General features: G+C 62.1%; 15 protein-coding genes. 4 read left to right on the top strand and 11 right to left on the bottom strand.

What is annotated here, in order from left to right; genetic code table 11:
* Nucleotides 1-84 precede the first annotated feature (84 nt).
* Nucleotides 85-675, top strand: a complete 591-nt coding sequence (locus tag AC4BBN_RS01355; RefSeq protein ID WP_490590160.1) for an acyloxyacyl hydrolase — start codon at nt 85-87, stop codon at nt 673-675.
* 473 nt (nt 676-1,148) lie between these two features.
* A complete protein-coding gene (locus AC4BBN_RS01350; RefSeq protein WP_490590159.1) occupies nt 1,149-1,421 on the top strand; it encodes a hypothetical protein in 273 nt (90 codons plus the stop codon).
* A 7-nt stretch (nt 1,422-1,428) separates the two neighbouring features.
* Here AC4BBN_RS01350 and AC4BBN_RS01345 read toward each other — a convergent pair whose 3' ends face one another.
* From AC4BBN_RS01345 to AC4BBN_RS01335, 3 genes are all read right to left on the bottom strand, one after another.
* Nucleotides 1,429-2,352 carry a ketopantoate reductase family protein gene (locus AC4BBN_RS01345; protein WP_490590158.1) on the bottom strand — a complete coding sequence of 308 codons (924 nt, stop codon included), beginning with the start codon at nt 2,350-2,352 and terminating at the stop codon, nt 1,429-1,431.
* Between the two features lie 310 nt (nt 2,353-2,662).
* Nucleotides 2,663-3,379 carry an LrgB family protein gene (locus AC4BBN_RS01340; RefSeq protein WP_490590157.1) on the bottom strand — a complete coding sequence of 239 codons (717 nt, stop codon included), beginning with the start codon at nt 3,377-3,379 and terminating at the stop codon, nt 2,663-2,665.
* Complete coding sequence (locus AC4BBN_RS01335) at nt 3,372-3,752, bottom strand: CidA/LrgA family protein (protein WP_490590156.1); 381 nt, start codon at nt 3,750-3,752, stop codon at nt 3,372-3,374. The genes AC4BBN_RS01340 and AC4BBN_RS01335 overlap by 8 nt, the downstream gene beginning before the upstream one ends.
* A 215-nt stretch (nt 3,753-3,967) precedes the next feature.
* Between AC4BBN_RS01335 and hppD the strand changes: the two genes are divergently transcribed.
* Nucleotides 3,968-5,044 carry a 4-hydroxyphenylpyruvate dioxygenase gene (gene hppD / locus AC4BBN_RS01330; protein ID WP_490590155.1) on the top strand — a complete coding sequence of 359 codons (1,077 nt, stop codon included), beginning with the start codon at nt 3,968-3,970 and terminating at the stop codon, nt 5,042-5,044.
* A gap of 18 nt (nt 5,045-5,062) precedes the next feature.
* On the opposite strand, the gene AC4BBN_RS01325 is transcribed toward hppD, so the two are convergent.
* From AC4BBN_RS01325 to AC4BBN_RS01315, 3 genes are all read right to left on the bottom strand, one after another.
* A complete protein-coding gene (locus tag AC4BBN_RS01325; RefSeq protein ID WP_490590154.1) occupies nt 5,063-6,334 on the bottom strand; it encodes an EAL and HDOD domain-containing protein in 1,272 nt (423 codons plus the stop codon).
* A 96-nt stretch (nt 6,335-6,430) separates the two neighbouring features.
* A complete protein-coding gene (locus AC4BBN_RS01320; RefSeq protein WP_490590153.1) occupies nt 6,431-7,681 on the bottom strand; it encodes an EAL and HDOD domain-containing protein in 1,251 nt (416 codons plus the stop codon).
* A gap of 95 nt (nt 7,682-7,776) precedes the next feature.
* Nucleotides 7,777-8,583 (bottom strand): ferritin-like domain-containing protein, encoded by an 807-nt coding sequence (locus AC4BBN_RS01315; protein WP_490590152.1) that lies wholly within the window; start codon nt 8,581-8,583, stop codon nt 7,777-7,779.
* A gap of 193 nt (nt 8,584-8,776) precedes the next feature.
* On the opposite strand from AC4BBN_RS01315, the gene hslO reads away from it, so the two are divergent.
* On the top strand, nt 8,777-9,766 hold the full coding sequence (gene hslO / locus AC4BBN_RS01310) for an Hsp33 family molecular chaperone HslO (RefSeq protein WP_490590151.1): 990 nt from the start codon (nt 8,777-8,779) through the stop codon (nt 9,764-9,766).
* On the opposite strand, the gene AC4BBN_RS01305 is transcribed toward hslO, so the two are convergent.
* The 5 genes from AC4BBN_RS01305 to pyrG form a co-directional block, all read right to left on the bottom strand.
* Nucleotides 9,752-10,399, bottom strand: a complete 648-nt coding sequence (locus AC4BBN_RS01305) for an AAA family ATPase (protein WP_490590150.1) — start codon at nt 10,397-10,399, stop codon at nt 9,752-9,754. The two genes, hslO and AC4BBN_RS01305, sit on opposite strands and share 15 nt — an antisense overlap.
* A 13-nt stretch (nt 10,400-10,412) precedes the next feature.
* Nucleotides 10,413-10,703, bottom strand: coding sequence for a septum formation initiator family protein (locus AC4BBN_RS01300; RefSeq protein WP_490590149.1), 291 nt, complete (start codon nt 10,701-10,703; stop codon nt 10,413-10,415).
* A gap of 94 nt (nt 10,704-10,797) precedes the next feature.
* Nucleotides 10,798-12,084 carry a phosphopyruvate hydratase gene (gene eno, locus AC4BBN_RS01295; RefSeq protein WP_490590148.1) on the bottom strand — a complete coding sequence of 429 codons (1,287 nt, stop codon included), beginning with the start codon at nt 12,082-12,084 and terminating at the stop codon, nt 10,798-10,800.
* Nucleotides 12,085-12,342: 258 nt separating this feature from the next.
* Nucleotides 12,343-13,200, bottom strand: a complete 858-nt coding sequence (gene kdsA / locus AC4BBN_RS01290) for a 3-deoxy-8-phosphooctulonate synthase (RefSeq protein ID WP_490590147.1) — start codon at nt 13,198-13,200, stop codon at nt 12,343-12,345.
* Entirely contained in the window at nt 13,197-14,846 is a 1,650-nt protein-coding gene (gene pyrG, locus AC4BBN_RS01285; RefSeq protein ID WP_490590146.1) for a CTP synthase, read from the bottom strand. Before pyrG ends, kdsA begins: the two co-directional genes overlap by 4 nt.
* Nucleotides 14,847-14,921: the final 75 nt, after the last annotated feature.

The following is a 14,921-nucleotide window of genomic DNA, read 5'->3' as shown; positions in this document are numbered from 1 at the left end:
GCGGAGGGCCACAATTTACCCAAACATGGCCTCGACAAAATAGGCGTTGGCAGCCAGCCTGGCGCCGCCGGGAGAACAACAAAAATGCTGAAACCACACCCTCCCGCGCCATCCTCCGGCACGCCATGGCGCCAACTGCTGGGTGCCGTGCTCCTGCCTTGGCTGGCTATCCTGGCGGTGGACAAGGCAGGCGCTGCCGAACCTGCATCTATCTATGCCGAGGCGGGGCAAAACTTGCGAAGTGGCACCAGCACCCGTGCAGTCACCCTGGGCTGGCGCTGGCCCATGCAAAGCAGTTTTTGGGATGGGCGCATCACCGGCGCCTGGGATGTGTATGTGAGCCAGTGGAATGCCGATGCCACGACCGGCCAGGAGCAGCATTACGCCCAGGTGGGCCTGGTGCCCATGTTCCGCTACCGCTTCGACGGCGGGCAATCGCCCTGGTTTGTGGAGGCCGGCGTGGGGCTGTCGTATCTGGACAAAACCTACTACACGCCATCTGGCCACTTCAGCACGCAGTGGAACTTCAGCGACCACCTGGGCCTGGGGCGCAACTTTGGCGACCAGCAGCGCCACAGCCTGGGTGTGTACGTGAAGCATGTGTCCAACGCCGGCCTGCGCCAGCCCAACCCGGGCGAGACCTTTGTGCAGCTGCGGTATAGCGTGGGGTTCTGATTATTTGCTATTTATTTTGTAGCTGCTGGTGCAGGCAAATAGTGCGCAAACGGTGAAGTAGTGGCGTGGCTTTGGGGTAATAGTCTGGGCGTTTCTGCAATATTTTTCCGTCCACTCCAGTGCTCAGACCATGCCCCCAGGTTCCAGCGACGCGCCCAAGCTGCGTGGCATCGTTTTCGCTTTTTCCAAGATCGGTTGACCAGCTTTGGCGGTGGCCTGGTGTTCTGGCTGGGAATGCTTTAGCGGTGGGCGGCAAGTTTTAACGTGGGCATCAGCTTGCGTTGGGAGGGGCAGTACACCCGTACGTATTTGGCATCGTAAAGCGATGTGCCCGTAGCGGGTTGCACCGGCCTGTCTGCTATATATTCAGTAGCTTCTGGCGCAGTAGATTCAAGCGCCAGAGCCATTTTTTATCCACATGCATCGCCGGGCAGTGCGCGGCGGCATAGCCCAAATTTTTGAAGGAGCACGCCATGAAGCGATCGTTGTTGGGCCTGCTGGCCACCGTAGGGGTCAGCGGTGCTGTGCTGTTGGCGTCCTGGGTGCCGGCTGCGCATTCGCAGATCCGCGCCAATCCCAGCTATGTGCCCATGGGCACTTCGGCCGCTGGTGCGGCCAGCGTGGCCTGGTTCCATGACCCGTCGTCGGGCCGGGCGATTGCCTGCCAGACTGTCGGCAGCGCCAGCGCTGGCTTGACCGGCATCCAGTGCGTGGCCGCCAAGCTGCCACTGCCAGACGCGCCTTAACGAAGCCTCAGGCCTTGCGGCCCTCGGCATGCAGGGCCAGGATGCCGTGCACCAGCGCATTCGCGGGTGTAGGCACGCCCAGCTCGGCGCCGCGCCGGGCCACATCGCCGCTGAGCCAGCGCACCTCCAGCGGGTTGCCGCGTTCCAGGTCGTGCGCCATGGAGGAGGTCATGGCCGCCGGCAGCTGGTCGCAAAAGCGCAGCCGGTCGGCCGCGAAGTCGGGTGCCAGGGGCACACCCTGCGCCAGGCCTACCGCCACCACTTCTTCCATGATCTGCTGCAGCAAGCGGCGCGATTGCGGGTGGCTGCGCACCCGGCCTATGGGTAGGCGGGTGGCGGCGGTAGTGGCCGACAAGCCCACCAGCATGACGAACTTCTCCCAGATCGACTTGCGGATATCGGCGCTGATTTCAGCCTCGATGCCGGCGCTTTGGCAGGCTTGCAGAAACGCCTCCAGCCGGGCTGAGCGGCTGCCGTCGTATTCGCCAAAAACCAGCTTTTGCAACATGCCCGTGTGCGCGATCACTCCTGGCGCGGCAATCGTGGCGGCGATGTAGCAGACCCCGCCGGCCACCGCCTGCGGGCCCAGCACGCCGCGCAAGATATCGTCCTTGACCACGCCGTTCTGGAACGAGATGACCACCGTGTGCGGCCCGACCAGCGGGCGTATGGCCTCGGCGGCGGCTTCGGTGTCCCATAGCTTCACGCCGAACAGCACCACGTCCGCCACGCCCACGCCCTGGGGCGTTTCGGTGACCTGCAGATTCTTCAGATGCAGATCACCCAGGGCGCTGCTGATCTGCAGGCCCTGGCTGCGCAGGGCGGCACCGTGGGCGCCACGGGCGATGAAATGCACGTCGCAGCCGCTGTGCGCCAGCCGCGCCCCGAAATAGCCACCCACGCCGCCCGCACCCATGATTGCTACTTTCATACCGCTCCTTTGCTGCTGCGCCCGGACCCGGAGCACAAGTGAGATCTATGTTAGGTTGAAATTGGCGCGTCCGTCGTACCTTGAACGGGTTCTCAGACCAGCCAGCGCGCCTTCGCCGAAAAGCTCACAAAGGCCACGGCGGTGGTCACCAGGATGATGCGGACGATGCGGCCTTGTAGGATGAAATTCTGCAATCCGTGCTGCGTAGCTTGCCCGCGCCCCGGGTTCGCAGATTACTATTGTTTTTATAGCTGCTTGCGCAAGTAATACCTGCGCTAGAGGACTAAAAAGCCAATTTTTCTAAACGGCCTCATCCCCACCAGCCAAAGACCAACGGCATCAGCACCGAGGACAAAATCGCCTGCATGCCCAGCGCAATGCCAGCGTAGGCACCTGCGTCGGGGTGGACTTGTAAGGCCCGGGCGGCACCTATGCCGTGCGACGCCGTGCCCAGCGCCAGGCCGCGCACGGCCCAGCTGGTGATGCCCAGCAGATTGAACAGGTACTTGCCCGACAAGGCGCCGACCAGGCCGGTCAGCACCGCAAACACGGCGGACAGTGCGGGTACGCCGCCAATGCGTTCGGCAATCCCCATGGCCACGGGGGCAGTGACCGACTTGGGCGCTAGCGAGCGCACTACGTCGTCCGGCATGCCCAGGGCCCAGGCCATGGCCACGGCACTGGCGGCCGCCGCCACGCCGCCGGCCACTACCGCCAGGGTCAGTGCCACGCCGCGTTGGCGTACCTCATGGCGGCGCAGCCACAGCGGCCAAGCCAGCGCCACTACAGCTGGGCCCAGCAGCACGTGGATGAACTGGGCGCCGGCAAAGTAGCTGGGGTAGGGCGTGTGCGTGGCGACGAGCACGCAGCCCAGCACCACCACCGACCACAGCACCGGGTTGGCCCAGGGCGCGCGGCCCATGCGTTCGTAAAACGCCTGCGCGGCCACATAGGTCAGCAGAGTGGCCGTCAGGCCAAACAGCGGCGTGGTGGCCAGGTAGACCCACAGTTGGACGAAATCAGCCATGGCTGTCTTCCTGTGCGGGCTTTTCTTGCGTGGGCTCTTCCCGCAGCAACTGGCGCAGCACCAGGGCCGTCACCGCCAGGCCGATCCATGTGGATAGCACGATCACCACCAGCAGCTGCGCACCGTATTGCGACACCAGCTGCAAATGGGTGATGACACCCACGCCCACCGGCACAAACAGCAGCGACAGATGGCCCAGCAGCAGCTCGGCCATGGCTGCGACGGGTTCGCGCACCCAGGCCCAGCCCAGGGCCGGCAGCAAAATCACCAGCCCCACCACCGGGCCCGGGAAGGGCAGGCCCAGGCCGTGGGTGATGCCCTCGCCCAGGGCTTGCACCAGCAGCAAAAAGGCCAGTCCGCGCAATGCTTGCATAGGTTTTCTCCTTCAGATGGGGCGTATGCGACCCCGGTCCGTGACGCTGCGTGTGCAGATGCTGCATCGTAGACGGGTTCTTGGGCGGGCGGCTTCAGGAGCGTTGGTAGGGGTTTTGATAGTACATAAAACGTCAAAATTTAAAGAAATTTCGCATTAAAACTGCGTGTGCTTTGCGGAATGATCAGGCCATCTGTTTAATTAGGAGACATGCTGTGGCTGACCTTTTCGACAACCCGATGGGTTTGATGGGCTTTGAGTTTGTGGAATTCGCTTCGCCCACGCCTGGCCTGCTGGAGTCGGTGTTCGAGCACATGGGCTTCACGCTGGTGGCGACCCACCGCTCCAAAGACGTGCTGCTGTACCGCCAGGGCGACATCAATTTCATCGTCAACCGCGAACCCAAGAGCGTGGCCGGCTACTTCGCAGCGGAGCATGGCCCCAGCGCCTGCGGCATGGCGTTTCGGGTGAAAGATTCGCACCATGCCTACCGCCGGGCATTGGAGCTGGGTGCGCAGCCGATTGAAATCCCCACCGGCCCCATGGAGCTGAACCTGCCCGCCATCAAGGGCATAGGCGGCGCACCGCTGTATCTGATAGACCGCTATGAAGACGGCAAGTCCATCTACGACATCGACTTCAATTTCGTCGACGGCGTGGACCGCCACCCGGTGGGCCACGGCCTGAAGTTGATCGATCATCTGACACACAACGTCTACCGTGGCCGCATGGCTTTCTGGGCTGATTTTTACGAGCGTCTGTTCAACTTCCGCGAGATCCGCTTCTTCGACATCAAGGGCGAATACACCGGCTTGACCAGCAAGGCCCTGACTGCGCCAGACGGCAAGATCCGTATCCCGCTGAATGAAGAGTCGCGCCAGGGCGGCGGGCAGATTGAAGAGTATTTGATGAAGTTCAACGGCGAAGGCATACAGCACATCGCCTTGATCTGCGACGACCTGCTGGCGGCCGTGGACAAACTGGCCTTGGCCGGCGTACCGCTGATGACCGCACCCAACGAGGTGTACTACGAGATGCTTGACAGCCGGCTGCCTGGCCACGGCCTGGATGTGGGCGCCTTGCAAACCCGGGGCATTCTGGTGGATGGCAGCACCGAGGGCGGCACGCCCCGTCTGCTCCTGCAGATCTTTTCGCAGACCCAACTGGGGCCGGTGTTTTTTGAGTTCATCCAACGCCGAGGCGACGAGGGCTTTGGTGAGGGCAACTTCAAGGCCCTGTTCGAGTCGCTAGAGCGCGACCAGATTCGCCGCGGCGCGCTGGAAACCGCCTGAGCTGGCAGGCGGAAGAGATCAGGCGCCGACGGCGTCGGCCCACGCCAGGGCCTGCAGATGGGCCCAGTTGACCTGTTTGTTTGACAGATGCAGGGCTTCGGCATTGCGCGCAAACTGCGTGTCGTCACCGTTTTCACAGGCCTCGGTCAGCGCCAGAAAGGGGGCGAAAACCCCGGTGCGGTACAGCAAGGCGTCGAGCACCGGCTGGGGCAGGGCGACCGACTCCAGCGCTTTGGCAAGCGGCATGCCCAGCATCACGTCGGCCAACGAGAAAACGCCCACCACGAAGGCGTTGTCGCATTCTTCGGGGGTCAGCATTTCGGCTGCCAGCAACTCCATCAGCCGGCCACGCACCACGGCGGTTTGGCCTACGGCGGGAGGGGCACCCCCTTCGCCACGTGATGTGGTCAGCAGCAGCGAGGCCCAGCGGTAAAGCTTCGTCATGCCCAGAATCATCACCGCGTGGCGGAAGGAGGTGACCTCACAACTCAGGCCGAAACCGGACGAGTTGATGAAGCGCAGCAGATTGAAGGACAGGGTAGGGTCGCGCTTGAGCAACACCTCAATGTCGTTGATCTCGCCTTGTTTGCGCACCAGGTTGATCAGCTGCAGTATGGTGGCCTGCGAGGGCCGCACGGTTTGCGCCGCCACCAGGGCGGGTTTGGAGAACCAGTAGCCCTGGAATAGCTTGATGCCGTAGCCGGCCAAGGTCTTGTGCTGGGCTGCGGTTTCCACCTTTTCGGCGACCAGCATGGCCTTGGTGTTCTTGTTGGCAAACTGCACGAAAGGCTCGACCATCTCGGGCTTGAGCGCCGTCATGTCCAGCTTGACGTACGACGCCAGCTGGCGCCAGGATGCGTAACCCTTGGTAAGGACCGTGTGGTTGAAGGCGAAACGAAAGCCGCGTTTGTGCAGATCCTGTAACACCAAGGCGTGGCGTTCGATGTCTTCCACCACGTTGCCGGGTACGGGCGGAACTTCCAGCACAACTTTGTCGGGGTGGACCAGCTCCAGATGACCGCCTGTCAAACTCTGCAGCGTGCAGTTGATAAAGACCAGTTTTTTGCCCACCAGGGCTTCGGTATCGGTGAACGACAGGGCGTTGACCAGCAGGGCCGCATCGGAATCTGCCGAATAGCCTTCGGCGGGCTGGGAGCGGTCAAACAGCTCGTAGCCGAAGACCACGCGGTTTTCGTCCACGATGGCTTGGCGTGCAATACGTACCCGGTTTTCCAGCGCTTCGTCTTGGGACTGCGTGAGGCTGTGGAGTTGGTCGGGAATGGTGGACATGGCAGCTGAAGAAACACTCAAAAGTAAGAAATGCGGGTGTGCGATCGATTTTAAGGAGGCTTGAGATCGAAAGGGGGCTTTGTATCAGGATGTGAGCTAGGTCGTGAGCCCGTCGGCCCAGACCATGGCCTCCATATGCGCCATGTTGATGTGGTGGTTTGTGAATTGCAAGGAATGTGCCGCTGCGTTGAAAGCGTCGTCGTCATTGTTTTCACAGGCCTTGGTCAGCGCCAGCATGGAGCCATAAATGCCACTGCCGCTGCGTAAGGCCTCGTTCACGGCCGGTGGCAGGGACAACAGGTCCAGCGCCTGTTCCATGGGGATGCCCAGCATCACATCGAGCAGCGAGAAAATGCCCACCACGAAGGCTCCATCGCACTCCTCCGGCGTCAGGGTGCCGGTGGCCAGCAGCTCCATCATCCGTCCGCGCACCACCGCAGTGGTGCCCACGGCAGCGGCAGCGCCATCGGCGCGGGCAGCAGTCAGCAACAGGGCGGCCCAGCGGAACAGCTTTTTCAGGCCCATCAACATCACCGCCTGGCGGAAGGAGGTGATCTCGTTGTTCAGGCCAAAGCTGGCGGAATTGATCAGGCGCATCAAGTTGAAGCCCAGGATGGCGTCGGCCTTCAGGACCTTCTCAATCTCGTCGGTCGTGGCCTGGTTGCGCACCAGATTGATTAGCTGCAGCACATGGGCCTGGGCGGGCGTGACGACCTTGGTCTTGATGACGTCGGGCCGGGCAAACCAGTAGCCCTGGAACAGGGTCGCGCCATAGCTGGCCATGGTGGCGAACTGGGCTTCGGTTTCAATCTTTTCGGCCACGATGGCGGCTTTGGTGCGGGTCTTTACCGCCTGTGCGATGACTTGCAGCTGCTCTGGCTTGAGCGCGCGCAGGTCCAGCTTGACGAAATCGGCCAGCGGCTGCCATCCGGCATAAACCGGTGCCAGCACCGTGTGGTTGAAGGCCAGGCGGAAACCACGTTTGCGCAACTCTTGCAGCGTGTGCTGGCGCGCCGCGATTTCATCCGGCGCATGGCCGGGTACCGGGCCGACTTCCAGCACCACCTTGTCGGGCTGTACCAAGTCCAGGTGGCCGCCGGCCAGGCTTTCGTAGGTGCAGTTGACAAAGATGGTGACCTTGCCGATGAGCGAGTCCATGCCGGTGTGGGTCATGGCGTTGAAGATCAGCGCGACATCGCTGGCGGCGTTGTGGTGCGCAGTGGAGCGGTCGAACAGTTCGTAGGCCGTCACGGCGCGCTGGGCGTCCATGATGGGCTGGCGCGCAATTGCGATGGCGCCGCTGGTATCAGGAGTAGCTGGTGCGGAAGGGGTGTCGGATGGGGGCATGTCTTGGGGGCGGGTAGATGCAGTCTCGTCCTATCGTAACTTGCTTGCGATGGACAGAGGGGAATCAGCGTACATCCAATGGATTAGATGTGCAATTACTGTAGCAACGCAGCCAGTTCGGCATCCGTAAAGCCGGCTTGCCGTCGGGCATCGGTGTTGAACGGTGGCTTGGGCTGCGGGGCGTCAAAGCGGTCTAGCAGCACGCGGTAATGGGCAACGGGGTCCAGACTGTCGCGCTCGCACAGCCATCGGTACCAGCGGTTGCCTACGGCGACATGGCCAATTTCGTCGCGCAAGATGGTGTCCAGTATTTCCACGGCCCGCCGTGCTGCGGGTGTGTTGACGCAGCGCAGCTTGGCCTGGATCAGCGGTGTGGCGTCCAGCCCGCGCGCCTCCAGCGTACGCGGCACCAGGGCCATGCGGGCCACCACATCCACCGCCGTGGCGGCGCAGACCGTCCACAGGCCGTCGTGGGCCGGGAAGTCGCCGTAGTCCCAGCGCTGCTCGCCGTCCGTCAGCTCTTGCAACAGTCCGCGCAGCAGCTGGAAGTGCAGGGCTTCCTCGCTGGCCACGCGCACCCAGTCGCGGTAGTACGCGTCGGGCATACCGTCAAAGCGCCAGGCCGCGTCCAGGGCTAGATTGATAGCGTTGAATTCGATATGCGCCACGGTGTGCAGCAAGGTGGCCAGGCCATCGGTGGTGAAGGGCGAGCGCTGGGGCTTGGTCACGCGCTCCACCAGCAGCGGGCGGCCCGGGCGCCCGGGTACCGGGGCGCTGGGGGCTTGCGCATGTTTTGCTATTGAAAGCGTAGCTGCTTGCGCTTGTAATAGCTGCGCTGCAGCCACTTTTTCCTGTGGGTCGGCGAGGCACAGAGCCTGCAGTGCGCGTTGTCGAAGTTCCATACCTACAATTATGCGTATACCCCCAGGCTCCACGCTTCGCGTTTCCGCCAACCCCTTTGCAGGGGGCGATACCTACAGCCCGGCAGAGCCGGTTCTGTGGTATCTCTGGTGTTGGAGCGTTCAGCCCATTGCCTGGGCTTGCTTCGGTGCAAGTCGTCGCCATATCTAGAAATGCAATTGTTAGGGAAACACAGTGTCTGAACTCCATAAATTCTTATTCGACGGCCTGCCCGTACGCGGTTGCATCGTGCGCCTCACCGACGCCTGGCAGGAAATCCTGCAGCGCCGTGCCTCCAACAGCAACTCGGGGCCGTATGCCCCGCCAGTGGCCGAGCTGCTGGGCGAGATGACGGCGGCCGGCGTGCTGATGCAGTCCAACATCAAGTTCAACGGCGCCGTGGTGCTGCAGATTTTTGGCGACGGCCCGGTCAAGGTGGCCGTGGTCGAGGTGCAGCCGGACCTGAGCTTGCGCACCACCGCCAGTGTGATGGGCGAGGTACCGGTGGGCGCCAGCCTGAGCCAGATGGTCAACGTCAACAACGAAGGGCGCTGCGCCATCACGCTGGACCCGAAGGACAAGTTCCCCGGCCAGCAGCCCTACCAGGGCGTGGTACCGCTGTTTGGCGACAGACATGAAAAGCTGGAAAAGCTCAGCGACGTGCTCCAGCACTACATGCTGCAAAGTGAACAGCTGGACACGCTGATGGTGCTGGCGGCCGACGAGAAAGTGGCCGCTGGCCTGCTGATCCAGCGCCTGCCGGTCAAGGGTGAGAAGAATTTGGCCGGCAGCCTGGTGAGCCAGGAGAACGAGGACGAAATCGGCCAGAGCGAGCACTACAACCGTATCGCCCATCTGGCTTCGACCTTGAAGCGCGAGGAGCTGCTGACGCTGGACGTGGACACCATTTTGCGCCGCCTGTTCTGGGAAGAGCAGGTGCTGATGTTCAGTCCGCACATGGGGCCGACAGCGCCCAAGTTTGCCTGCACCTGCAGCCGTGAGCGCGTGGGTGCGATGATCCGTAGCCTGGGCACGGACGAGGTGGAGAGCATCCTGGCCGAGAGCGGGCAGGTGGAAGTGGCTTGCGAGTTCTGCGGCAAGCAGTACCGGTTTGACCCGGTAGATGCAGCCCAGCTGTTCACCACGCCTGACGCCACGCTGCCGGGGCCGTCAGCGGTTCAGTAAGCCGCTGAACAGGCGGTGTTCGCAGACCGGGTCGCTGCATTTTTCGCAGTTCCAGGCCCAGGGCTTTTGTGCAGAAAATAGGCCGGTGGCGCAGGTTTTATCTGCGCCACCAGCTATTGAATCAATAGCATGTAAGGCGTGGGCGCTGCGCGCGATGCCCCGGCCATAGACCACCTGGTAGGCAATCCCGCCGCCCGCCAGGGCCGCACGCAGCCGGGTATCTACGGGTTCGCGCATGTGCTGGCCGTCGCGCTGCAGGCCATCGGCCACCCAGGGCAGGTCCAGCCCGGTGACCAGCGTCATGTCAAAGCCGCGTTGCAGTTCCCAAGCCAGAGGGTAAAGCGCGTCATCGCCAAACAGCAGATCACTGTAGACGGCGGTCATCAGGGGTGTGGTGTCGGCCAACAGATATTCGGTGGCGGCGGGCACTTGCGCGATGTGTGCGGCTTGTGTGCGTGCGATGTCCAGTTGTTCATCGGCGCGGGGCGTGCGTCCGGCTTGGTCGCACCAGGTGCGCAACCATTCAGGTACCAGGGCGACGTTGTGTCCGCGGGCACGTAAGCTATCTGCCAGGGCTTGGGCCAGCTGGGTTTTGCCCGTGCTTTCTGCGCCCAATAAGGCGATTTTCAACACTCTGGGGCCGCGATCAGCGGGGCATGCGCGGTGCGGTGATGTGCACGAAGATTTCGTTGGCCTTGACCATGCCCAGCTCGAAGCGGGCACGTTCTTCCACCATTTCCAGGCCTTCTTTGAGGTCGCGCACCTCGGCACTCAGCTGGTCGTTGGCCGTCTGGGCAGCCGCGTTGTGCTCGCGCAGCGACTCCAGCTTTTGCTGCAGGCGGTTTACTTCGGGCAGGCTGCCGCGTCCCAGCCAGAGCTGCGCATGCAGCATGCCCAGCAAAGCCAGCAGAATCACAGGGACGACGCGTGAGCCCATATTTGTTGCGCCTAAAACGCAGCCATGCCGGCGTGACGCCCCACCAGCCCTTTGAGCAGGGCTGGCATATGGGCGTCTAGCCGGCAGGCCAGCATTACTTCAGGTTGTAAAAGGCTTTACGGCCAGGGTAGGTGGCCACGTCGCCCAGGTCTTCTTCTATGCGCAGCAGTTGGTTGTACTTGGCCATGCGGTCGGAACGGCTCAGCGAACCGGTCTTGATCTGGCCAGCGTTGGTACCCACAGCGATGTCGGCAATGGTCGAGTCTTCGGTTTCGCCCGAGCGGTGCGAGATCACGGCGGTGTAGCCGGCGCGCTTGGCCATTTCGATGGCGGCGAAGGTTTCGGTCAGGGTGCCGATCTGGTTGATCTTGATCAGGATCGAGTTGGCGATGCCCTTGTCGATGCCTTCTTGCAGGATCTTGGTGTTGGTGACGAAGAGGTCGTCGCCCACGATCTGCACTTTCTTGCCCAGGCGGTCGGTCAGCAGTTTCCAGCCGTCCCAGTCGCCTTCGGCCATGCCGTCTTCGATGCTGATGATGGGGTACTTGTCGCACCAGGTGGCCAGCATGTCGGTCCATTGTGCGGCCGACAGCTTGATGCCGCCTTCGCCTTCCAGCACGTACTGACCGTCTTTGTAGAACTCGCTGGCAGCGCAGTCCAGGCCCAGCACAATGTCTTCACCAGCGGTGTAGCCGGCCTGGGAGATGGCTTCCAGGATCAGCTGGATCGCGGCTTCGTGGTTTTCCACGGAAGGCGCAAAGCCACCTTCATCGCCCACGGCGGTGCTGATGTGCTTGTCGTGCAGGATCTTTTTCAGCGCATGGAACACTTCGGCGCCGTAGCGCAGTGCTTCGCGGAAGCTGGGTGCGCCCACCGGGATGATCATGAACTCTTGCAGGTCCAGGCTGTTGTTGGCGTGCGCGCCGCCGTTGATGACGTTCATCATCGGCACAGGCAATTGCATGCCGCCCATGCCGCCGAAGTAGCGGTACAGGGGCAGGCCGGACTCTTCAGCCGCAGCGCGTGCCACGGCCATGGAGACGGCCAACATGGCGTTGGCGCCCAGGCGGGATTTGTTTTCGGTACCGTCCAGGTCGATCAGCGTCTTGTCCAGGAAGGCTTGTTCGGCAGCGTCCAGGCCCAGCACGGCTTCGGCGATTTCGGTGTTGATGTTTTCAACGGCCTTGAGCACGCCCTTGCCCAGGTAGCGCTTCTTGTCGCCATCGCGCAGCTCAATGGCTTCGCGCGAACCGGTGGATGCGCCGGATGGCACAGCCGCGCGGCCCATGGTGCCGGATTCCAGCAGTACATCACATTCCACGGTAGGGTTACCGCGTGAATCCAGGATTTCACGGGCGACGATGTCAACAATTGCACTCATTTTTTGTCTTCCTAGTTAAATAAAAATCGGGCGTGGCTTAGGGCGCACTAGTCTGTACAGCGGATTTTTGCACGGCTTTTGTGTTGCAGATGCGGCGAGGTGTTGAATGTTTAGGGCTTGTAACTATTCATACGTGTCGCGTAGGCCCAACGCGCGCCTTCCAAAACACCGCAGAATTGGCTTTGCCAGGCTGCCGGTGTTGCCCCCTGCAAGGGGGTTGGCGAAAAGTGCACAGCACTGGAGCCTGGGGGTGAGTCATTACACGGAAAAGCTGTTTTCCAGGTAGCCGTTTTTCTTGGTCACGCGGTCCAATGCCAGCAGCGTTTCCAGCAGGGCGCGCATATGCTTTAGCGGCACGGCGTTCGGGCCGTCGCTCATGGCCTTGCTCGGGTCCGGGTGGGTTTCCATGAACACGCCGGCTACGCCCACGGCGACAGCGGCGCGTGCCAGCACGGGCACCATTTCGCGCTGCCCGCCACTGCTGGTGCCCTGTCCGCCAGGCAACTGCACCGAGTGGGTGGCGTCGAACACCACGGGGGCGTGGGTTTCGCGCATGATGGCCAGGCTGCGCATATCGCTGACCAGGTTGTTGTAGCCAAAGCTGGCACCGCGTTCGCAGGCCATGAAGTTGTCTTCATTCAGGCCAACTTCCTTGGCTGCCGCGCGGGCCTTGTCGATCACGTTCTTCATGTCGCCGGGGGCCAGGAACTGGCCCTTCTTGATGTTCACCGGCTTGCCGCTTTGGGCGACGGCGCGGATGAAATCGGTTTGGCGGCACAGGAAGGCCGGGGTTTGCAGCACGTCAACCACGCTGGCAACCTGGGCGATCTGCGATTCGTCATGGATGTCGGTCAGCACCGGCAGTCCCAGTTCGCGCTTCACCTTGGCCAGTATTTCCAGGCCTTTGTCGATGCCCGGGCCTCGGAAGGTGTTGCCGCTGCTGCGGTTGGCCTTGTCGAAGCTGCTCTTGAAGATGAAGGGAATGCCCAGCTCGGTGGTGATTTCCTTTAGCGTGCCGGCGGTGTCCATCTGCAGCTGCTCAGACTCGATCACGCAGGGGCCTGCGATCAGGAAGAAGGGCTTGTCCAGGCCAATGTCAAATCCGCAGAGTTTCATTTGCTGGTTCCTTGGTGGTCCAGGGATGCCTTCACGAAGGCGTTGAACAGCGGGTGGCCGTTCCAGGGGGTGGACTTGAACTCGGGATGGAACTGCACGCCCACAAACCAGGGGTGGGTGCTTTGCGGCAGCTCGACCATTTCAGTCAGTTGTTCGCGTTGCGTCAAGGCCGAGATCACCAGGCCGGATTCGCGCAGGCGGTCCAGGTAGTTGACATTGGCTTCGTAACGGTGGCGGTGGCGTTCAGTCACGACATCGCCGTAGATGCTATGGGCGACCGTACCAGGCGCCACGTCAGAGCTTTGCGCTCCCAGGCGCATGGTGCCACCCAGATCGGAGTTCTCGTCACGTATCTTGATCGTGCCGTCGGCGTCTTTCCACTCGTTGATCAGCGCGATCACGGGGTGGGGCGTTTCGGGTTCGAACTCGGTGCTGTTGGCGTCAAGCAGGCCAGCCACATGGCGGGCGAATTCGATGGTAGCGACCTGCATGCCGAGGCAGATGCCCAGGTAAGGCACCTTGTGCTCACGGGCGTAACGGGCCGCGCAGATCTTGCCTTCGATGCCGCGCTTGCCGAAGCCGCCGGGCACCAGCACCGCATCGAAGCCACCCAGGCGGGACACGGTGGCCGGGGTGATGGTTTCGGAGTCGATGTAGTTGATCTTCACGCGCACATGGTTCTTCATGCCGGCGTGGCGCAGGGCTTCGTTCAGCGACTTGTAGCTGTCGCTCAGGTCCACGTATTTGCCGACCATGGCGATGTTGACTTCGCCCTTGGGGTGCTCGGTTTCATACACCAGGTCGTCCCAGCGCTTGAGGTTGGCGGGCGGGGTGTTCAGGCGTAGCTTGTCGCAGATCAGGCCGTCCAGGCCTTGTTCGTGCAGCATGCGCGGCACTTTGTAGATGGTGTCCACGTCCCACATGGAGATCACACCCCATTCGGCGACGTTGGAGAACAGCGATATCTTGGAGCGCTCTTCCTGCGGAATCGGGCGGTCGGCGCGGCACAGCAGCACGTCGGCCTGGATGCCGATTTCGCGCAGTTGCTTGGCGGTGTGCTGGGTGGGCTTGGTCTTCAACTCGCCAGCGGCCGCGATCCAGGGCAGGTAGCTCAGGTGCACGAAGGCGGTGTTGTTCGGGCCGAGCTTCAGGCTCATCTGGCGCACGGCTTCCAGGAAGGGCAGGGACTCGATGTCACCCACGGTGCCGCCAACTTCCACGATGGCCACGTCTACTGCGTCGTCTTCGCCGAAGCGGGCGCCGCGCTTGATGAATTCCTGGATTTCATTGGTGACGTGCGGGATGACCTGCACGGTCTTGCCCAGGTAGTCGCCACGGCGCTCTTTGTCGAGCACGCTTTGGTAGATCTGGCCGGTGGTGAAGTTGTTGGACTTGCGCATGCGCGTTTCAACGAAACGCTCGTAATGGCCCAAGTCGAGATCGGTTTCTGCGCCGTCGTCTGTCACAAACACTTCGCCATGTTGCAGGGGCGACATGGTGCCGGGGTCTACGTTGAGGTAGGGGTCCAGCTTGATGAGGGTGACTTTGAGGCCACGGGATTCGAGGAGGGCTGCAAGAGAGGCTGAAGCGATTCCCTTGCCGAGGGAAGACACGACACCGCCGGTGACGAAGACAAATTTGGTCATCTCAAAGTCGGGACGTAATCCCGAGGAGGTGGAAATGGTGATTATAAGGGCGTGATAAGGGTGGGTATGGGGCTG

The organism is Rhodoferax sp. SPJ21 (assembly GCF_058216335.1).
The sequence above is the reverse complement of the archived record's forward strand: the minus strand, read 5'-3'. Positions and strand labels throughout refer to the sequence as shown.

Bases quoted from the DNA above. Each gene is read 5' to 3' on its own strand.
- AC4BBN_RS01355 (WP_490590160.1), top strand. From the start codon at position 85: ATGCTGAAACCACACCCTCCCGCGCCATCCTCCGGCACGCCATGGCGC.
- AC4BBN_RS01350 (WP_490590159.1), top strand. From the start codon at position 1,149: ATGAAGCGATCGTTGTTGGGCCTGCTGGCCACCGTAGGGGTCAGCGGT.
- AC4BBN_RS01345 (WP_490590158.1), bottom strand. From the start codon at position 2,352: ATGAAAGTAGCAATCATGGGTGCGGGCGGCGTGGGTGGCTATTTCGGG.
- AC4BBN_RS01340 (WP_490590157.1), bottom strand. From the start codon at position 3,379: ATGGCTGATTTCGTCCAACTGTGGGTCTACCTGGCCACCACGCCGCTG.
- AC4BBN_RS01335 (WP_490590156.1), bottom strand. From the start codon at position 3,752: ATGCAAGCATTGCGCGGACTGGCCTTTTTGCTGCTGGTGCAAGCCCTG.
- AC4BBN_RS01325 (WP_490590154.1), bottom strand. From the start codon at position 6,334: ATGTCCACCATTCCCGACCAACTCCACAGCCTCACGCAGTCCCAAGAC.
- AC4BBN_RS01320 (WP_490590153.1), bottom strand. From the start codon at position 7,681: ATGCCCCCATCCGACACCCCTTCCGCACCAGCTACTCCTGATACCAGC.
- AC4BBN_RS01315 (WP_490590152.1), bottom strand. From the start codon at position 8,583: ATGGAACTTCGACAACGCGCACTGCAGGCTCTGTGCCTCGCCGACCCA.
- AC4BBN_RS01300 (WP_490590149.1), bottom strand. From the start codon at position 10,703: ATGGGCTCACGCGTCGTCCCTGTGATTCTGCTGGCTTTGCTGGGCATG.
- eno (WP_490590148.1), bottom strand. From the start codon at position 12,084: ATGAGTGCAATTGTTGACATCGTCGCCCGTGAAATCCTGGATTCACGC.
- kdsA (WP_490590147.1), bottom strand. From the start codon at position 13,200: ATGAAACTCTGCGGATTTGACATTGGCCTGGACAAGCCCTTCTTCCTG.
- pyrG (WP_490590146.1), bottom strand. From the start codon at position 14,846: ATGACCAAATTTGTCTTCGTCACCGGCGGTGTCGTGTCTTCCCTCGGC.